The organism is Luteimonas sp. A501, from assembly GCF_054052085.1.
This window is the reverse complement of sequence record NZ_JBSVRI010000001.1, coordinates 511,267-528,517: the sequence shown is the minus strand read 5'-3', so window position 1 is coordinate 528,517 and position 17,251 is coordinate 511,267. Positions and strand designations below refer to the sequence as shown.

Below are 17,251 nucleotides of genomic sequence, written 5' to 3'. Positions count from 1 at the left end.
GCCAGCCCCTCGCTGGCGGCGCCATTATGAAGCGCCAGCAGTCCCGACGATACCCGCGTCAGCCCTGAGCCATACCGTCGAGCACGCGCTGCAGGTCGCGGTCCCACTCGGGCAGTTCGATTGCCCACTGCGCACGCAGCGCGCTGGTGTCGAGCCTCGAACAGGCCGGGCGGCGCGCCGGGGTCGGGTACTCGCTGGTCGGTACCGGCACGATCCGCGGGCGTCTGGCCAGCAGGCCGCGGGCATGCGCGCTGTCGATGATGGCGCTGGCAAACCCGTGCCAGCTGGTACCGCCCGAGGCAGTGAGGTGCCAGAGACCGGACGGGCGTTCCGTCGAGGCCAGCACCGATGCCGTCACCGACGCGATCAGGCTGGCCGCCGTCGGCGTTCCATGCTGGTCGTCGACCACGCGCAGTTCGTCGCGCTCCCCCGCCAGGCGCAGCATCGTGCGCATGAAGTTGTGCCCATGGGCGTCGTAGACCCAGGCGGTGCGGAACACCATGTGGCGCGCGCCACTGCCGCGCACGGCCTCCTCCCCGGCGAGCTTGCTCGCGCCGTAGACGCCCAGGGGGGCGGTCGGGTCACCCTCGCGCCAGGGGCGGTTGCCGCTGCCGTCGAAGACGTAATCGGTCGAATAGTGGACCAGGAGCGCGTCGCGACGGGCACAGGCTTCGGCCAGGGCACCGGGCGCCTCGGCGTTGGCGCGGAAGGCGGACTCGCGCTCGGTCTCCGCGCGGTCGACCGCGGTGTAGGCGGCGGCGTTGACCACCACGTCCGGCGCGATCCGCTCGACCAGTCCGGGCAGCGTGCCCGGCTGGTCGAAATCGGCGCGCTCGCAAGCGACGCCGTCGGGCAACGTGCCGCTGCGGGTGGTGCAGACCACCTCGCCCAAGGGTGCAAGCGCGCGGCGCAGCGCATGGCCGACCTGGCCGTTGGCGCCAAGCAGAAGCAGCCTCAAGGCACGTAGACCGGCAGCCGTTCCTCGGGCACGTCGGCCAGGAACGGCGCGCGCGTGTCCTTGTCCGACAGCGAAGGCGCGGCCAGCGGCCAGTCGACGGCCAGCGTGGCGTCGTTCCAGCGAATGCCGGCGTCGGCGTCGCGGTCGTAGGTCTCGGTGCACAGGTAGGTGAACACGGCGCGCTCGCTGAGGGTAACGAAGCCGTGCGCGAAGCCTTCCGGGATCCAGAAGTGGCGCTTGTTCTCCGCGCTCAGCACCACCGCAGTCCACTTGCCGAAGGTCGGCGAGCCGCGGCGGATGTCGACGGCCACGTCCCAGACCTCGCCTTCGGTCACTGACACGTACTTGCCCTGCGGCTTCGGCCACTGGTAGTGCAGGCCGCGGAGGACGCCGCGCGAGGACGAGGACACGTTGCCCTGCACGAACTTGGGCGTGAGCCCGTGCTGCGCCAGCTTGTCGGTGTTGAAGGATTCGTAGAAGAAGCCGCGGTCGTCACCGAACACCTGCGGTTCGATCACCACGCAGCCCGGCAGACCGGTCTGCACGATTTTCATCGCACCACCCCGCGCTTGGCCAGCGACAACAGGTACTGGCCGTAGCCGTTCTTGGCCAGCGGCGCGGCCAGGCGCTCCAGGTCCTCGTCGCCGATCCAGCCGTTGGACCAGGCGATCTCCTCCGGACAGCACACGCGCAGGCCTTGTCGGGCCTCGACGGTCTCGATGAAGTTCGAGGCCTCGATCAGCGACTGGTGGGTGCCGGTGTCGAGCCAGGCATAACCGCGACCGAGCTGTTCGAGGCGCAGGCTGCCCTCCTCCAGGTAGCAGCGGTTGAGGTCGGTGATCTCGAGTTCGCCGCGTGGCGAAGGCGTGAGCGACGCCGCGAAGTCGCTGGCGCGGCCGTCGTAGAAATACAGGCCGGTAACGGCGTAGTTCGAGCGCGGGTTGGCGGGCTTCTCTTCCAGCCCCACCACCTTGCCGTCGGCGTCGAAGTCCGCGACGCCGTAGCGCTCCGGATCACTGACCCAGTAGCCGAACACCGTGGCGCCTTCCTGGCGCGCGTCGGCGCGCTTGAGGATCTCGGTGAAGCCGTGGCCGTGGAAGATGTTGTCGCCCAGCACCAGGCAGCTCGGCTTGCCGTCGACGAACTCGCGGCCGATGAGATACGCCTGCGCCAGCCCGTCCGGGCTCGGCTGCACCGCGTACTGGATGTCCATGCCCCACTGCGAGCCGTCGCCCAGCAGCTGCTGGAACAGCGCCTGCTCGTGCGGGGTGTTGATGATCAGCACCTCGCGGATCCCGGCGAGCATCAGCGCGCTCAGCGGGTAATAGATCATCGGCTTGTCGTACACCGGCAACAGCTGCTTGCTGATCGCGCGGGTGATCGGATACAGCCGGGTGCCTGAGCCGCCGGCAAGGATGATGCCGCGCCGCGCGGTCATGCCGCGCCCCCGATGCGTTCCAACCGGTAGCTGCCGTCGAGCACGCGCTGCACCCAGGGCTGGTTGGCCAGGTACCAGTCCACGGTCTCCGCGATGCCGCGCTCGAAGCTGTATTTCGGCTCCCAGCCCAGCTCGTCGCGCAGCTTGGAGGCGTCGATCGCGTAGCGGCGGTCATGCCCCGGCCGGTCGGCGACGAAGGCGATCTGCGATTCGCGCGGCTGGCCGTCCTCGCGCGGCCGGCGCTCGTCGAGCAGCGCGCAAATGGTCTTCACCACCTCGATGTTCTGCATCTCGGCGTTGCCGCCGACGTTGTAGGTCTCGCCCACGCGGCCCTTGGCCAGCACGGTGCGGATCGCCTCGCAGTGGTCGGTGACGAACAGCCAGTCGCGCACCTGCTTGCCGTCGCCGTACACCGGCAGCGCCTCGCCGGCCAGGGCCTTGGCGATCACCAGCGGGACCAGCTTCTCGGGGAAGTGGTAGGGCCCGTAGTTGTTCGAGCAGTTGGTGGTCAGCACCGGCAGCCCGTAGGTGTGGTGGAAGGCGCGCACCAAGTGGTCGGACGCGGCCTTCGACGCCGAGTACGGCGAATTGGGCGCGTAGGGCGTGGTCTCGGTGAACAAGCCGGTTTCGCCCAGCGTGCCGTAGACCTCGTCGGTGGAGACGTGCAGGAAGCGGAACGCGTCCTTCGCCTCGCCCTCCAGTGCCTTCCAGTAGTCGCGAACTGCTTCCAGCAGCGCCAGCGTGCCCACCACGTTCGTCTGCACGAAGGCGGCCGGGCCGTCAATCGAGCGGTCGACATGGCTTTCCGCAGCGAAGTTGATGACGGCATCCGGTCGGTGTTCGGCCAGCAACCGGGCGACCAGGTCGCCATCGCCGATATCGCCCTGCACGAAGACGTGGCCGGGGTTGCCTTCCAGCGAGGACAGGGTGTCCAGGTTACCGGCGTAGGTAAGCACGTCGAGATTGATCACGCGCACGCCGGCGGCGACCGCTTCGAGCACGAAATTGCCGCCGATGAAACCGGCACCGCCGGTGACTAGCCAAGTGGCCATGGTGGGGAAATCCTCCGGGAACTCCAGCCACCCCGGCCTGCTCCTGCGGCCGCGGACGATGGCTTGATCCGCCTAGGATAGCGGGCAGGCCCTGCCCGACCAAATCCGCGCCCGGCTTCGGCCGTCCTGCCTGGCGTCGTGCGTCGCCGGGCCCCGGCATTGCCGGGGCGTGCCAGCTCGGGCGTGGCTCAGAACGGGATGTCGTCGTCCGAGAACCCGCCATCGTCGAACGGGGCGCCCGCCGCTCCGGCAGCCGCACCAGCACCAGCACCGGCCCCTTGGCCCTGCCGGCCCTGGCCGGACGATTCACGCGGGGCACGCTGGTAATCGCCACCGCCGCCGCCGCCGCCACCACCGCTGCCGCGCTGGTAGTCGCCGCCGCCACCGCCCCGCTGGCCGCCACCTTCACCACCACCGCCAAGCATCTGCATCTCGTCGGCGATGATGTCGGTGCTGTAGCGCTCGATGCCGTCCTTGCCGGTGTACTTGTCGGTGCGCAGCGACCCTTCGATATAGACCTGGCGCCCCTTCTTCAGGTACTCGCCGGCGATTTCCGCCAGGCGGCCGAAGAACTTCACCCGGTGCCACTCGGTCCGCTCCTGCTGCTGGCCGGACTGCTTGTCCTTCCAGGCATCGGTGGTGGCCACGCTGATCGTGGTGATCGTGGTGCCGCTCTGGGTGTACTTGACGTCGGGATCGTTGCCGAGGTTGCCGACGAGGATGACCTTGTTGATTCCGCGGGCCATGGATTGGGTTCCTTGCGCTCTCCGCCGGGATTGGCAGGAGGAAAAGGATGAGTATAACCGCCACCCTGTGGCCATCCGCCCGACGCCCGGCGCCCCGTCGGGCGAATCCCGCGCGGTCCGTAGTCCGGCGCCGGACCCTATAATGACGGCCCCCAGAACCGCGCACGACATGGATCAGACCGCCCCGCCCCGCCCCGCCCTGCCCCTGCCGGAAACCCAGGCCTTCGCCGCGCCCGACATGGCCGCGGTCGACGCCCTGATCCGCCGCCGCCTGGCGTCGGACGTGGTCCTGGTCAACCAGGTGGCCGAGCACATCGTCGCCGGCGGCGGCAAGCGCCTGCGGCCGATGCTGCTCCTGCTCGCCGCCCGCGCCCTCGGCCACCAGGGCGCCGACGCGCACCAGTTGGCGGCCGTGGTCGAGTTCATCCACACCTCCACGCTGCTGCACGACGACGTGGTCGACGAATCCGACCTGCGCCGCGGCCGCAGCACCGCCAACGCGGTGTTCGGCAACGCCGCCAGCGTGCTGGTCGGCGACTTCCTGTATTCGCGCAGCTTCCAGCTGATGGTCGAGCTCGGCTCGATGCCGGTGCAGGAAATCCTGGCCGATACCACCAACCGCATCGCCGAGGGCGAGGTGCTGCAACTGCTGCACGTGCGCAACCCGGACGTGGACGAAGCCGCCTACCTGCGCGTGATCGAGCGCAAGACCGCGATCCTGTTCGCCGCCGCGACCCGCCTGGGCGCGCTGCTGGCCGGCGCCAGTGACGAGGTGCAGCAGCGCCTGCACGACTTCGGCCTCAACCTGGGCATCGCCTTCCAGATCGCCGACGACGTGCTCGACTACAGCGCCGACGAGGCCGCGCTCGGCAAGCACCTGGGTGACGACCTCGCCGAGGGCAAGATGACGCTGCCGCTGATCCACGCCATGGCGCATGCCGACGAGGCGCTGCGCGCGCGCCTGCGCGGCATCGTCGAACAGGGCGATGCCGACGCGCTGGACGAGGCGGTCGCGGCGATCCATGCCAGCGGCGGGCTGGAATACAGCATCGAGCGCGCGCGGGAATATGCCGCCCTGGCCGAGGCGGCGCTCGAGGGGCTTGAAGACAACCAGGCCGTGGCTGCCCTCCGCGGTCTGGTCCGCCACGCGGTCGACCGCGGCGCCTGATGTGGGAGCGGCTATAGCCGCGACCGGACACCCCGCATCGCGGCTATAGCCGCTCCCACACAGCGCCCGAGCCTGAACCCGCGCTCTCAGCCCGGATTCGACGAAGCAATGCCCAGCCCGGGGATCTCCGAAATCACGTCCGGATCGAAGCCACCCAGCCGCGCGAAGTCGCGGCCGCGCTCCACGTAGTCGCGGTACGGCCCGAAGCTCGGCGCGCCGGGCGACATCAGGATGACATCGCCGCTCGCCGGCCTTGAACCCGTCGCCAGCGCCGCGCGCGCCTTGCCGACGGCGTCGGCAAGGTCGGCAGCCTCGCACAGGGCGAAGCCGCCTTCCTCGGCCAAGGTCGCCAGCAATTCGTGGATGCGCGGACCATTTCGACCCATGGTCACCACCACCGCGGGCGCGTGCGTGCGCATCTGCGCAGCGAAATCCGACCAGTCCAGTCCGCGATCGTGTCCGCCGACCAGCAGCGCCACGCGGCGATCGCGATAGACCTCCAGCGCGGCCAGGCTTGCATGCGGCGTGGTGCTGATCGAGTCGTTGACCCAGGTGCTGCCGTCGCGCACGCCAAGCACCTGCAGCCGGTGCGGCAGCGGCCGGAACGTGTGCGCCGCCGGCGCCAGCGCCACGGCGTCGTGGCCCAGGGCTTCGATCGCGGCCAGCGCCGCGCACAGGTTGCCGCGGTTGTGGCGCCCCGGCAGCGGCACGTCGCGGGTGTCGAACAGCGCCTCGCCGCCGCGATGCAGGACATCGCCGCGCAAGTGCCAGCCCTCTTCGCGCCCGTACCAGCGCACTTCGGTATCGGGGTGCAGCCGGGCACCCAGTGCCGCCAGCCGCGGGTCGGAGGCGTTGAGCACGGCGATCCGCGGCTTCGCGCGCGTCACCAGCGCCAGCTTGTCCTCGATGTAGCGGTCCTCGCTGCCGTGCCAGTCCAGGTGCTCAGGGAAGATATTGGTGACCACCGCCACGTCCGGGCGCACGCCGCCCGCGGCCACGTCGCCGGTCTGGTAGCTGGACAGTTCGATCGCCCAGGCGTCGGCCCGGTCGTCCAGCAGCTCCAGCAATGGCAGGCCGATGTTGCCTGCCAGCGCGGTGCGCACGCCGCCGGCGCGCAGCAGGTGGGCCAGCAGCGCGGTGGTGGTGCTCTTGCCCTTGGTACCGGTGACGCAGGCGACGCCGCGCGCGACCCCGCCCGCCTCTGCCTGTGCGCCGAACCACAGCGCGGTGCCGCCGATGAAGGCGGTGCCCGCGTGCGCGGCAACCATCGCCTCCGGGCGGTAGGGGCTGATGCCGGGCGACTTCACCACGACGTCGAAGGCCGAGAGCCGGCCGGCGCTGGCCTCGGCTTCGGCCGCCAGCAGCCCATCGCCGAGCGCGTCTGCCGACGCCGCCTCTCCAGCACCGCAGAACAGGGTCAGCGCCTGCGCGGGAAGCCCGGCCCGCAGCGCGTGGTATGCAGCGCGGCCCTCGCGCCCCCAGCCCCACAGCGCGACCCGGCGGCCCTCAAGCTGCGAAATACGCATGCAGGCGGCTCCAGACCGCGTCGGGGATGCCGTGTTCCGGATCGGGCACCAGCAGCGGCGCGATCTCCAGTTCAGCGGGATCGATCTGCGGCAGGATCTCGCGGCCGAAGCGCTGCACCACCGCGTCCTCGCGCCACTCCGGACGCGCCGCCAGTGCCGCCATCGCCGCGCGCGACTCGCGCGCCTCGCCCACGCATTCGAAGGGCTTGTGGTCGTGGAACTCCATCAGCGCGTCATAGCCCGCGATCTGCGCCGGGTCATCGAGCAGGTTGCGGCCGAGGATGCCGACCAGGCGCGGCTTGGGCATGAACGGCGCCAGCGCCAGGAACACGAAATGGCACTTCGGGCAGACCCCGCACCAGCGGCTGGTGGGACGCTCGCCAAGCAGGTGGAAGTTGCGGTTGCAGCTCGAGAACCAGGCGTCGTAGCGGTCGCTGCGCGCGAACTGGCGCGCCACCGCCAGCTCCGACAGCGGGCGCAGCAGCGAGTAGTAGCCGAGGTCGGCCGCGACGTGCCGCTTGAGGTGGCCGGCGAAGGCCTGTTCGAAGGCCCACCCCTTCGACCACTGGTGGTTCACCTCGCCGGTGCCCTCGATCAGGCTGCCGTAGCTTGCCGAGCGCTCGTTGGAGAACACCACCTGGTCGACCCCCAGCACCACCGCGGCCAGGGCCAGGATCGCCGAGTTGATGGCGGTGACCGGGATGTGGCCGTTGTACGCACCCTGGCGGTTGTATTCGAACAGCTCGGTCGCAAGCTGGCGCTGGATGTTGAGCGTCGCAAGGCCGGTGCGCTCGGCGCAGGCGCGGATCAGCTGCGAGCCGCCGACCCAGGACACGGTCTGGTCGATGCCCGCGGCGCGCAGGGCTTCGATGGACACGAGCGAATCCTTGCCCCCGCCGATGGCCACCAGCGCGTGGCGGCGGAGCTCCAGCGCCGGCGCGCCCGCTTCGCCATCGGCGCTCCGGGCTTCGTCCGCCGCGCGCCGGGGGAAGCGGATCCGGCCATGGAGGTCGAGCCCGTTCCGGTACGCGAACTCGCCGAGGCCCTGCAGGTAGATCTCTTCCAGCAGCATCGCCGTGTCGTCATCGATCGCATAGCCATCGATGCGGATGTCCTCCGGCACCGCCGCCTTGTAATAGCTGACGCCGGCGACCAGGTGCAGCAGGCGAAGCGCCTGCGTGACCGCCTCCATCCGCGCGCCTTCGAGCCTGAACGGCGCGCCGGGCACGATCACGGTCTCCACCAGCTCCGGCCCGTCGTCGAACGCGTACACAAGCCGCGCGACGCCGGTGCCCGGATCGAAGGCGCAGTCGACGAAGCGGAAGCATGCCACCGCCTCGCGATCGAACACGATGCTCATTCCCCGCTCTCCCCGCGTACGCCTTCCAGAGGCGCGCATCCGGAAAGCACGCTCTCGCCCGGCAGCGCGCGCAGGTTGTAGGTATTGGCCATGGCCATGCCGTAGGCGCCGGCGTCGGCGACCAGCAGCACGTCGCCCGGCGCGGTGTCGCGAGGCAGCGGCCGCTGGTGGCCGAGCACGTCGCCGGATTCGCAGATCGGCCCCACGACGTCGAACGCCAGGGTGTCGTCACCCTCCGGCCGCGACAGGTTGTGGATGTCGTGCCAGGCCTCGTACAGCGCCGGCCGCATCAGCACGTTCATGCCGGCGTCGGCGCCCACGCGGCGCACGCCGCCCTTTTCCACCACCTGGGTGGCGGTCAGCAGCAGCACGCCGGATTCGGCGACCAGGAAGCGCCCCGGCTCGATCGCCAGGCGATAGCCGGGATAGGCCGCCTTCACTTCGGCCAGGCCCGCGGCCCAGGCATCGAGATCGAACGGTTCATCGTCCTCGCGGTAGGGGATCGGCAGCCCGCCGCCGATGTCGATGGTGTCGATGCTGCCGATGCGCTCGGCGATCCCGCCCAGCTCGTCGCAGACCTCGCGCCAGTGGTCGGGCGTGTCGACCCCGCTGCCCAGGTGCGCGTGCAGGCCGGTGATGCGCACGTCGATCCGGCGCGCCGCGGCGACGAAGTCCGCGACCCGGTCGACGTGCAGCCCGAACTTCGAGGCCAGCCCGCCGGTGCGCACCTTCTCGTGGTGGCCTTCGCCCCGGCCCAGGTCCACGCGCAGCCACAGCGCGCGCCCGCGGAACACCTCGGGCCGGCTGTCCAGCGCCTCGATGTTGTCGAGGGTCACCGTGGCGCCGCGTTCGAACGCGAGCGCGTATTCATCCATGGGCGCAAAGCTCGGCGTGAACAGCACCCGCGCCGGATCAAGCTCCGGCAGCACCGAGAACACGTGCGCGATCTCGCCGGCAGACACGCACTCCAAGCCGAAGCCTTCCTCCACCAGCAGGCGCAGGATGGCCGGGTGCGGATTGGCCTTGATCGCATAGAAGCGGCGGTCGACCGCGGCCACCGCCGCCAGCTGGCGGGCACGGGCGCGCACGGTCCCGAGGTCGTAGGTGTAGCGCGGCGTGCCTTCGGCGGCCAGCGCCAGCAGCGCATCGCGGCGCGCATGCCACCACGGCGCCGGGCGCCGGCGCAGGCCGCCCTGGATCTCGCGCCAGCGCGGGCCGAAGACGTCGGCTTCGCGCACGGGCATCGCGCCGCTGGCGATGAGCTCTTCGTGGAGTTCCTGCATGAGTCCCTCTGCGTCGGCTTCGTCGATGACGAAGGTCAGGTTGAGATCGTTGGACGACTGCGAAATCAGGTGCACGCGTTCGCGGCCGAAGGTGGCCCAGACATCGGACAGTTTGTGCAGCAGCGAGCGCATGCCGCGCCCGACCAGGGTGATCGATGCGCAGGGCGCGATCACCTTCAACCGGCAGCTGCGGGCAAGATCCGCGGACAGGCGCTCGAGGACGTCGGTGCTGACCAGGTTCTCGCTCGGGTCGAGCGACACGGTGACGTTGGTTTCCGACGAGCCGATCAGGTCGACCGACAGGCCGTGGCGGCGGAAGCATTCGAAGATGTCGGCCAGGAAGCCCACCTGCTGCCACATGCCGATGGTTTCCATCGACACCAGGACCACGCCGTCGCGGCGGCTGATGGCCTTGACGCCGGGCACGGTGTCGGCGCCGCCGTCGATGCGCGTGCCCGGGAGATCCGGCCGCGCGGTGTCCAGGATCGCCATCGGCACGCCGGCATCGCGACAGGGCTTGATCGCACGCGGATGCAGGACCTTGGCGCCGGTGGTGCAGATTTCCTGCGCCTCGGCGTAGTCAAGCCGGGCCAGCAGGCGCGCGTCGGGCACTTCGCGCGGGTTGGCGCTGAACATCCCCGGCACGTCGGTCCAGATCTCGACGCGCTCGGCACCGAGCAGGGCGCCGAAACAGCCCGCCGAGGTATCGGAGCCGCCGCGGCCCAGGGTGGCCGTGCCGCCGTCTTCGTGGCGGGCGATGAAGCCCTGGGTGAGCACCATGGCGGTGGGCTGGGCGTCGAAGCGCGGCCGCCAGGAGCCCACGGCATCGTGGCGGCAGGCCACCGACAGGCGTCGCGCCCAGTCGTTCTGGTTGGGCAGCGACTCCGCCTGGAGCCAGTCGCGAGCATCGCACCAGCCGAAATCCAGGCCCTGGGCACGCAGGTAGGCCGCGCCCAGCGTGGACGACAGCAGTTCTCCCTGGGCCAGCAATTCGGCCTGCCACGCCAGCGGGCGACTGGCGGCGCGCGGCTCGGCCACCAGGGTGCGCAGGGCATCCAGCCGCGCCCCGACCGCCGCATCCGGATCAAGCCCCAGCGCCACCGCGAAGGCGCGGTGCCGTTCCACCAGGTCGTGCAGCCGCACCCGGGCGTCGGCCGCGCCGTCGGCGATGGCCGTGAGCTCGTTGGTGACGCCGGACAGGGCCGAAACCACCACCAACACGCGACGGCCGTCCGCGGCGCGCGACGCGGACAGGCGGCCGATGGTGTCCCAGCGCTCGCGCTGCGACACCGAGGTCCCGCCGAACTTGAGCACGATCCAGCGGGCGGCGGATTCGGGGATGGAGGTCATGGCGGGAGGCGTGGGCACGACCTGCGATTCTAGCCGCGTGCAAGGTCCCGGCGCTTCCCGGCTCGCGTCCGGTGGTCACCCGGACCGCGCGCGCGGACCGTCCCGACGCGGCGCCGCGGCTACACTGGCGCGCCCCGCGCTGGAGCCCCCGATGACCGCCCGTCCCTATGTCCAGCTGGACGTGTTCTCCGACCGCGCCGGTGCCGGCAATCCGCTGGCCGTGATTCCCGACGCCGGCGACATGAACGACGCCACCATGCAGGCGATCGCACGCTGGACGCGGCTGCCGGAAACCACCTTCGTCTTCCCCTCGCCCACCGCCTCGGCCGACTACGCCGTGCGCATCTTCAGCCCGCGCCGCGAGGTCCCCTTCGCCGGCCATCCCAGCGTCGGCACCGCGCACGTGCTGCTAGACCGCGGCCTGGTCACGCCGCGCGACGGCATCCTGGTCCAGTCCTGCGCGGTGGGCGAACTGCCGCTGCGCGTGGATGGCGAAGGCGCTTCGCGCACCGTCGCCGTACGCACGCCGCGCGCGAGCGTGGTCGAGGTCGCCGGCGCCGACGACCCGCGCCTGCGCGATGCGCTTGCCGGCCTCGCCACGGGGGCGCTGCCGCCGGTGCTGATGGACGGCGGCCGCCGCTGGTGGCTGGCCGAGCTGCGCGACGAAGCCGAACTGCGCTCGGCGACTCCCGACTGGACCGCGATCACGGCCCTGGCCGAAGCCACCGGGACCATGGGCCTGTGCGCGTTCGCGCGCAGCGAGGACCCGGTCTACTACCTTGCCGTTCGCGCCTGGGTGGGCTCGCCGGCGCCGTTCGAGGACGCTGCATCCGGCGCGGCGAACGCGACGCTCGCCGCCTGGCTGGCCGAGCGTGACGCCCTGCCCGGCGACGACGGCTTCTACCGCATCAGCCAGGGCCGCGAAGTCGGCCACGACGCCATCATCGAACTGCGCGTGGATGCAGCCGGCGAAGTCTGGTCCGGCGGCCGCGCCCGCAGCATCGTCAGCGGCAGCATCGACTGGTAGCCCCGCCGCCCCCTGTAGGAGCCGCGCTTGTAGGAAGCCGCGCTTGTACGGAGCCTCCTTTGTGGGAGCCGCTTTTGTGGGAGCCGCTATAGCGGCGACTTCGGCCTCGCCTCGTACACCGGTCGCCCATCGACCCAGGTCGAACGCACGGTGAGCGAATCAAGTTCGCTGCCGGCGATCGTCAGCGGGTCCTCGCCCAGCACCACGAAGTCCGCGCGCAGGCCCGGCGCCAAACGCCCGGTTTCGTCTTCGTCGAAGGCCGCCCACGCCGCGCCGGCGGTGAACCCATGCAGCGCCTCGCTCGCGGTCAACACCTGGTCCGGCAGCCACCCGCCCGGCGGCTGGCCCTGCGCGTCCTGCCGGGTCACCGCGGCCAGCAGGCCCAGGCGCGGGTCGGCGTACTCGACCGGGAAATCCGAGCCCAGCGCCAGCGGCACGCCGGCCTTTTCGAAGCTGCGCCAGGCATACGCACCCGCAAGCCGCGCCTCGCCCAGGCGCTCACCGGCCCAAGCCATGTCCGAGGTCGCGTGCGAGGGCTGCATCGATGCGACCAGGTGCAGGCCGGCGAAACGCCCGATGTCCCCCGGCGCCATCACCTGCGCGTGCTCGACGCGCCAGCGATGGTCGCCTGCCACATCGTCGCCGAGCACGCGCCCGTAGACATCCAGCACCAGGCGGTTGCCGCGGTCGCCGATGGCATGGGTGGCCACCTGCAGGCCGCAGCCGTGGGCGCGGCGCACCGCGGCCTCGAAGTCCTCTTCGCTCTGCACCAGCAGGCCGCGGTTGCCCGGATCGTCGCTGTAGTCCTCGATCAGCGCCGCGCCGCGGCTGCCAAGCGCGCCGTCGATCATCAGCTTCACGCCGCGCATTTCCAGGCGGCCGGATGCGTGGCTGTAGGCACCATCACGGCAGAGCTCGTCCACCAGGCCGCTGTCACGCTGGGCGTAGGCGCCCACGCGCAAGCTGAGCGCGCCTCGGTCGGCGAAGCGCTTCATCCGCTCGAGCCCGCCGCGGGAGGTACCCATGTCGTGCACGCCCGTCAGGCCGAGGCTTGCGACGTGGCGCAGCGCGCGCTCCAGGGCGCGGTCCTGCCACGCATCGTCCGGCGAGGGCGCCGCCGCGTAGACCAGGCGCGAGGCCGTATCAATGAACACGCCCGTGGCTTGGCCGTCTGCGCGCTGCACCAGGCCGCCCTCGGGCTGCCAGTCGCCAGACAGATCGCGCCCGGCGGCGCGCATCGCCGCGCTGTTGGCCCAGGTCGCGTGTCCGTCGATCCGCTCGAGCACGACCGGGCGCTCCGGGAAGGCGGCATCGAGCACGGCGGCCGTGGGGAAAGCGGTGTCCGGCCACAGGTTCTGGTCCCAGCCACGGCCCATCAGCCAAGCGCCTTCCGGCAGGTCCTTCGCGAAGGCCTGCAGGCGCTCCACGATCTCACCGGTGCTGCGCGCCCCGACAAGATCTGCCTGCATCAGTGCCTCGCCAAGGCCGATGAGGTGGGCATGCGCGTCGATCAGCCCCGGAATGACCGCGGCGTCGCCAGCATCGATGCGCTCGGCTTCGGGGTGGCGCGCGGCCAGCGTTTCAGCGTCGCCGACCGCGAGGATGCGGCCGTCGGCGCCCCAGACCATCGCGGTGGCCACGGGCATGTCGGCGTCGGACGTATGGATCCGCGCCGCGGTCAGGAGCTGTTCGCCATCAGCGGCAAGGACATTGCCAGCCAAGGCAAGCAGCACGCTTGCGATGGCGGGGGCGAGGATCGTGGTGGCGTTGCGGCGCATGCGGCGGGGCTCCGTGGATGGACCGCGCCGACTATGTCCGCGATCGCGCGGCGGGGCAACGTGCCGTTGCGGCCAGATGCCCGCCGCGTACCGCTGATGCTCCGGACCCTCAGGCCAGGAGTTCGGCCTCGAGCGTGATCGGCACCGCCGACAGCGCCTTGGACACCGGGCAGTTCTTCTTGGCGTCATCGGCGATGGCGCGGAACTTCGCGTCCTCGATGCCCGGCACCTTGGCCTTGGTGAACAGCCGGATCGCGCTCAGCGTCGGCCCGCCTTCCATCGACAGGTCGACCTCGGCACGCGAGTCCACCGAGTCGGCCGGATGCCCGGCTTCGGCCAGTGCGTTGGCCAGCGCCATGGTGAAACAGCCGGCGTGCGCCGCGGCGATCAGCTCTTCCGGATTGGTGCCCTTCTCGTCGCCGAAGCGGCTGTTGAAGCCGTAGCGGGTGTCCTGCATCAGCCCGCTGGCGGGGGTGCTGATGCTGCCGCGGCCCGACTTGAGGTCGCCTTCCCAGTGTGCGGTGGCCTTGCGCGAGATGCCCATTGTTCGTGCTCCGTTCTTCATATGGACCCGACACGCTAGCGGCTCCATCGTTACGCCGGCGTTTGGCGGTGACGACGTTCGGCGCGCCCTGTCCAACGCACATGCTGCGTCGCAACGCGACGCCCGCGCACGCGCCGCGCTACTGTGCCTTTCCGCCATGACCGCCCGCCGCGCGCAGGCCCGGTCGCAGGATGCGACGGACAGCCATGACGTCCTTTCAGCCCAGACAAGGGAGAAACGGACTCATGTCCCATGCAACCCGAGACATCCGCAACGTGGCCCTCGCAGGCCACCCCGGCGCCGGCAAGACCACGCTGTTCGAAGCCCTGCTGCATGCCGGCGGCGCGATCCAGGCGGCAGGCAGCATCGAGCGCGGCAGCACGGTTTCCGACTTCGATCCGCTGGAACGCTCGCGCGGGCATTCCATCGATGCCGCGATCGCCGGCATCGACCATCGCGCGGCGGACGGCAACCGCGTCCACCTCAACCTGCTCGACACGCCCGGCTATCCGGATTTCCGCGGCGCCGCGTTGTCGGCGCTGTCGGCGGTGGAAACGGTCGCGGTGGTGGTCGACGCCGATACCGGGATCGGACACGGCACCCGGCGGATCATGCAGCACGCCGCGCGCCGGGGCCTGTGCCGCGCCATCGTGGTCAACCGCATCGACGCCGAGGCCGCGGACTGCGCGCGCCTGCTCGACGAGCTGCGCGAAGCGTTCGGCCCCGAAGTGCTGCCGGTCAACCTGCCGGCCGACGGCGGAACGCGGGTGGTCGACTGCTTCGACGGCGACGGCGACGGCGGCGGCGGCGGCGGCGACGGTGGCGACAGCGACCTCGGCCCGGTCGCCGACTGGCACCGGCTCATCCTCGACCAGGTGGTCGAGGTGGAGGAGTCGGTGATGGAGCACTACCTGGACGGCGGCGAGTCCGCGCTCGGCCGCGACGAGCTGCACGACGCCTTCGAGCAGTGCCTGCGCGAAGGCCACCTGGTGCCGGTGTGCTTCGTGTCCGCGCGCACCGGCACCGGCATGCGCGAGTTCCTCGACGTGGTCGCCCGGCTGTTCCCGCATCCCGGCGAAGCCAACCCGCCACCGTTCGAAAGCGGCAGCGGCGACGGCGCGGAGGCGGTCGCGTCGCGCCCCGATCCCGACGCGCATGTGATCGCCGATGTCTTCAAGATCATCAACGATCCCTTCGTCGGCAAGCTCGGCGTGTTCCGGGTGCACCAGGGCACGGTGAGGCGCGACCAGCAGCTGTTCGTCGACGACGCCCGCAAGCCGTTCAAGGTCGCGCACCTGTACCGGATCCACGGCAAGGAGCATCTCGAGATCGAGCAGGCGGTGGCCGGGGACATTGCCGCGGTGGCGAAGGTCGAGGAGCTGCATTTCGATGCCGTGCTGCACGACAGCCACGAGCATGACCACATCCATCTCGAGCCGATGGCCTTCCCCCGGCCGATGTTCGGCCTCGCGGTCGAGGCCGGCAGCCGCGGCCAGGAGCAGAAGCTCGCCACCGCGCTGCACAAGCTGTCGGAAGAGGATCCCTGCTTCCGGGTCGAGCACGACGCCGAGACCAACGAGACGGTGGTGCGCGGCCTCTCCGAACTGCACCTGCGCATCCAGCTCGAGCGCCTGCGCGAGCGCCACGGCGTGGACGTCTCCACGCGCCCGCCGCGCATCGCCTATCGCGAAACCGTCAGCGCCGCGGCCGAAGGCCACTACCGGCACAAGAAGCAGACTGGCGGCGCCGGCCAGTTCGGCGAGGTCATGCTGCGCGTGGAGCCGCTGCCGCGCGGCACCGGATTCGAGTTCGTCGACGCGGTGAAGGGCGGGACCATCCCCGGCCAGTTCATCCCCGCGGTGGAGAAGGGCGTGCAGCAGGCGATGGCCGGCGGCGCGGTGGCCGGGCACCCGATCCAGGACGTACGCGTCACCGTGCACGACGGCAAGCACCACCCCGTCGACAGCAAGGAGATCGCGTTCGTGACCGCCGGGCGCAAGGCCTTCCTGGACGCGGTGGCGAAGGCCTCGCCCAGGGTGCTTGAGCCCATCGTCGACCTGGTGGTGACCTCACCCGAGGCGCACATGGGCGACATCAGCGGCGGGCTTGCCGGCCGCCGCGCGCGCATCCTCGGCACCGATGCGGCGCGCGGCGGCGACATCGTGGTCAAGGCACAGGTGCCGCTGTCGGAACTTGAGGGCTATCCTGCCGAGCTGCAGTCGGCGACCGCGGGACGGGGCCGTTACTCACTTGATTTCAGCCATTACGAGCCGGTTCCGGCGCAGCTGCAGCAGGCGCTGGCCGCTGCCTGGCATCCCGGCCAGGACGACGATTGAGCACGGGCCGGGCCCGTGCGCCGCAGGAAAGATCGCGTTTTACTGCGTTTTCCACTTGGCGTGGCCCCGGGCATGCCCTACATTGCGGTTGCCGACGGGGTCGGCCCGACTACTCCATTACCGATAAACGGAATCACAAAAACATGGCGAAGAAAGCAACCAAGGCGGTTAAGAAGGCCGCCCCGAAGAAAGTCGCTGCTGCCAAGCCGGCCGCGCCGAAGCCGATCAAGGAAGCCCTGACCAAGTCCGGCCTTGTCGCGCACATCGTCGAGGCCACCGGCCTTGCAGCCAAGGACGTCCGTGCCGTGCTGGTCTCGCTCGAGGGCGCGGTGCAGGGTTCGGTCAACAAGAAGGGCATCGGCAGCTTCACCCTGCCGGGCCTGCTGAAGATCACCTCGGTCAAGGTGCCGGCCAAGCCCAAGCGCAAGGGCATCAACCCGTTCACCAAGGAAGAGCAGTGGTTCGCTGCCAAGCCTGCCTCGGTGAAGGTCAAGGTGCGTCCGCTGAAGAAGCTGAAGGACGCCGCTGCCTGATCGCGACGCTCCAATGCTTCACCTGCTCGGGACGGCAGTTGCCGTCCCGAGTCGTTTCAGAGCCACGACAACGTTTCCGCAACACGTCTCGGCGCATCCTCGTCCGTTCGCCGGCGGCATGCCGGCCCCCTCCACGTAGCACCAGGGCACAC

At 70.6% G+C, this 17,251-nt stretch carries 14 protein-coding genes; 4 read left to right on the top strand and 10 right to left on the bottom strand.

Annotation, left to right across the window (positions count from 1 at the left end):
• Positions 1-58: 58 nt before the first annotated feature.
• The 5 genes from rfbD to ssb form a co-directional block, all read right to left on the bottom strand.
• Positions 59-958 (bottom strand): dTDP-4-dehydrorhamnose reductase, encoded by a 900-nt coding sequence (gene rfbD / locus ACW7G5_RS02400; protein ID WP_457001493.1) that lies wholly within the window; start codon positions 956-958, stop codon positions 59-61.
• Complete coding sequence (gene rfbC, locus ACW7G5_RS02395) at positions 955-1,512, bottom strand: dTDP-4-dehydrorhamnose 3,5-epimerase (RefSeq protein ID WP_457001491.1); 558 nt, start codon at positions 1,510-1,512, stop codon at positions 955-957. Before rfbC ends, rfbD begins: the two co-directional genes overlap by 4 nt.
• Positions 1,509-2,396 (bottom strand): glucose-1-phosphate thymidylyltransferase RfbA, encoded by an 888-nt coding sequence (gene rfbA, locus ACW7G5_RS02390; protein ID WP_457001489.1) that lies wholly within the window; start codon positions 2,394-2,396, stop codon positions 1,509-1,511. Before rfbA ends, rfbC begins: the two co-directional genes overlap by 4 nt.
• Positions 2,393-3,448: a dTDP-glucose 4,6-dehydratase gene (gene rfbB, locus ACW7G5_RS02385; RefSeq protein ID WP_457001488.1), complete on the bottom strand. Its 1,056-nt coding sequence runs from the start codon at positions 3,446-3,448 to the stop codon at positions 2,393-2,395. The genes rfbA and rfbB overlap by 4 nt, the downstream gene beginning before the upstream one ends.
• 188 nt (positions 3,449-3,636) lie before the next feature.
• The gene (gene ssb / locus ACW7G5_RS02380) at positions 3,637-4,194 is read right to left on the bottom strand and encodes a single-stranded DNA-binding protein (protein WP_457001486.1); all 558 of its coding nucleotides are present in this window, start codon (positions 4,192-4,194) and stop codon (positions 3,637-3,639) included.
• Positions 4,195-4,363: 169 nt separating this feature from the next.
• On the opposite strand from ssb, the gene ACW7G5_RS02375 reads away from it, so the two are divergent.
• On the top strand, positions 4,364-5,362 hold the full coding sequence (locus ACW7G5_RS02375) for a polyprenyl synthetase family protein (RefSeq protein WP_457001484.1): 999 nt from the start codon (positions 4,364-4,366) through the stop codon (positions 5,360-5,362).
• 86 nt (positions 5,363-5,448) lie between these two features.
• Here ACW7G5_RS02375 and murD read toward each other — a convergent pair whose 3' ends face one another.
• From murD to ACW7G5_RS02360, 3 genes are read right to left on the bottom strand one after another with little or no spacing between them, the layout of a single operon-like run.
• On the bottom strand, positions 5,449-6,888 hold the full coding sequence (gene murD, locus ACW7G5_RS02370; protein WP_457001482.1) for a UDP-N-acetylmuramoyl-L-alanine--D-glutamate ligase: 1,440 nt from the start codon (positions 6,886-6,888) through the stop codon (positions 5,449-5,451).
• Positions 6,869-8,248 (bottom strand): UDP-N-acetyl-alpha-D-muramoyl-L-alanyl-L-glutamate epimerase, encoded by a 1,380-nt coding sequence (gene murL / locus ACW7G5_RS02365; RefSeq protein WP_457001480.1) that lies wholly within the window; start codon positions 8,246-8,248, stop codon positions 6,869-6,871. Before murL ends, murD begins: the two co-directional genes overlap by 20 nt.
• Positions 8,245-10,881 (bottom strand): bifunctional aspartate kinase/diaminopimelate decarboxylase, encoded by a 2,637-nt coding sequence (locus ACW7G5_RS02360; RefSeq protein ID WP_457001478.1) that lies wholly within the window; start codon positions 10,879-10,881, stop codon positions 8,245-8,247. The genes murL and ACW7G5_RS02360 overlap by 4 nt, the downstream gene beginning before the upstream one ends.
• Before the next feature lie 151 nt (positions 10,882-11,032).
• Here ACW7G5_RS02360 and ACW7G5_RS02355 point away from each other — a divergent pair, with 151 nt between their 5' ends.
• Positions 11,033-11,908, top strand: a complete 876-nt coding sequence (locus ACW7G5_RS02355; protein ID WP_457001476.1) for a PhzF family phenazine biosynthesis protein — start codon at positions 11,033-11,035, stop codon at positions 11,906-11,908.
• An 86-nt stretch (positions 11,909-11,994) separates the two neighbouring features.
• On the opposite strand, the gene ACW7G5_RS02350 is transcribed toward ACW7G5_RS02355, so the two are convergent.
• Complete coding sequence (locus ACW7G5_RS02350; RefSeq protein WP_457001474.1) at positions 11,995-13,686, bottom strand: amidohydrolase; 1,692 nt, start codon at positions 13,684-13,686, stop codon at positions 11,995-11,997.
• A gap of 109 nt (positions 13,687-13,795) precedes the next feature.
• Complete coding sequence (locus tag ACW7G5_RS02345) at positions 13,796-14,230, bottom strand: OsmC family protein (protein ID WP_457001472.1); 435 nt, start codon at positions 14,228-14,230, stop codon at positions 13,796-13,798.
• A gap of 245 nt (positions 14,231-14,475) precedes the next feature.
• Between ACW7G5_RS02345 and fusA the strand changes: the two genes are divergently transcribed.
• On the top strand, positions 14,476-16,566 hold the full coding sequence (fusA, locus tag ACW7G5_RS02340; protein WP_457001470.1) for an elongation factor G: 2,091 nt from the start codon (positions 14,476-14,478) through the stop codon (positions 16,564-16,566).
• A gap of 143 nt (positions 16,567-16,709) precedes the next feature.
• Positions 16,710-17,099, top strand: coding sequence for an HU family DNA-binding protein (locus tag ACW7G5_RS02335; RefSeq protein WP_457001468.1), 390 nt, complete (start codon positions 16,710-16,712; stop codon positions 17,097-17,099).
• The last annotated feature ends 152 nt before the right edge of the window (positions 17,100-17,251 follow it).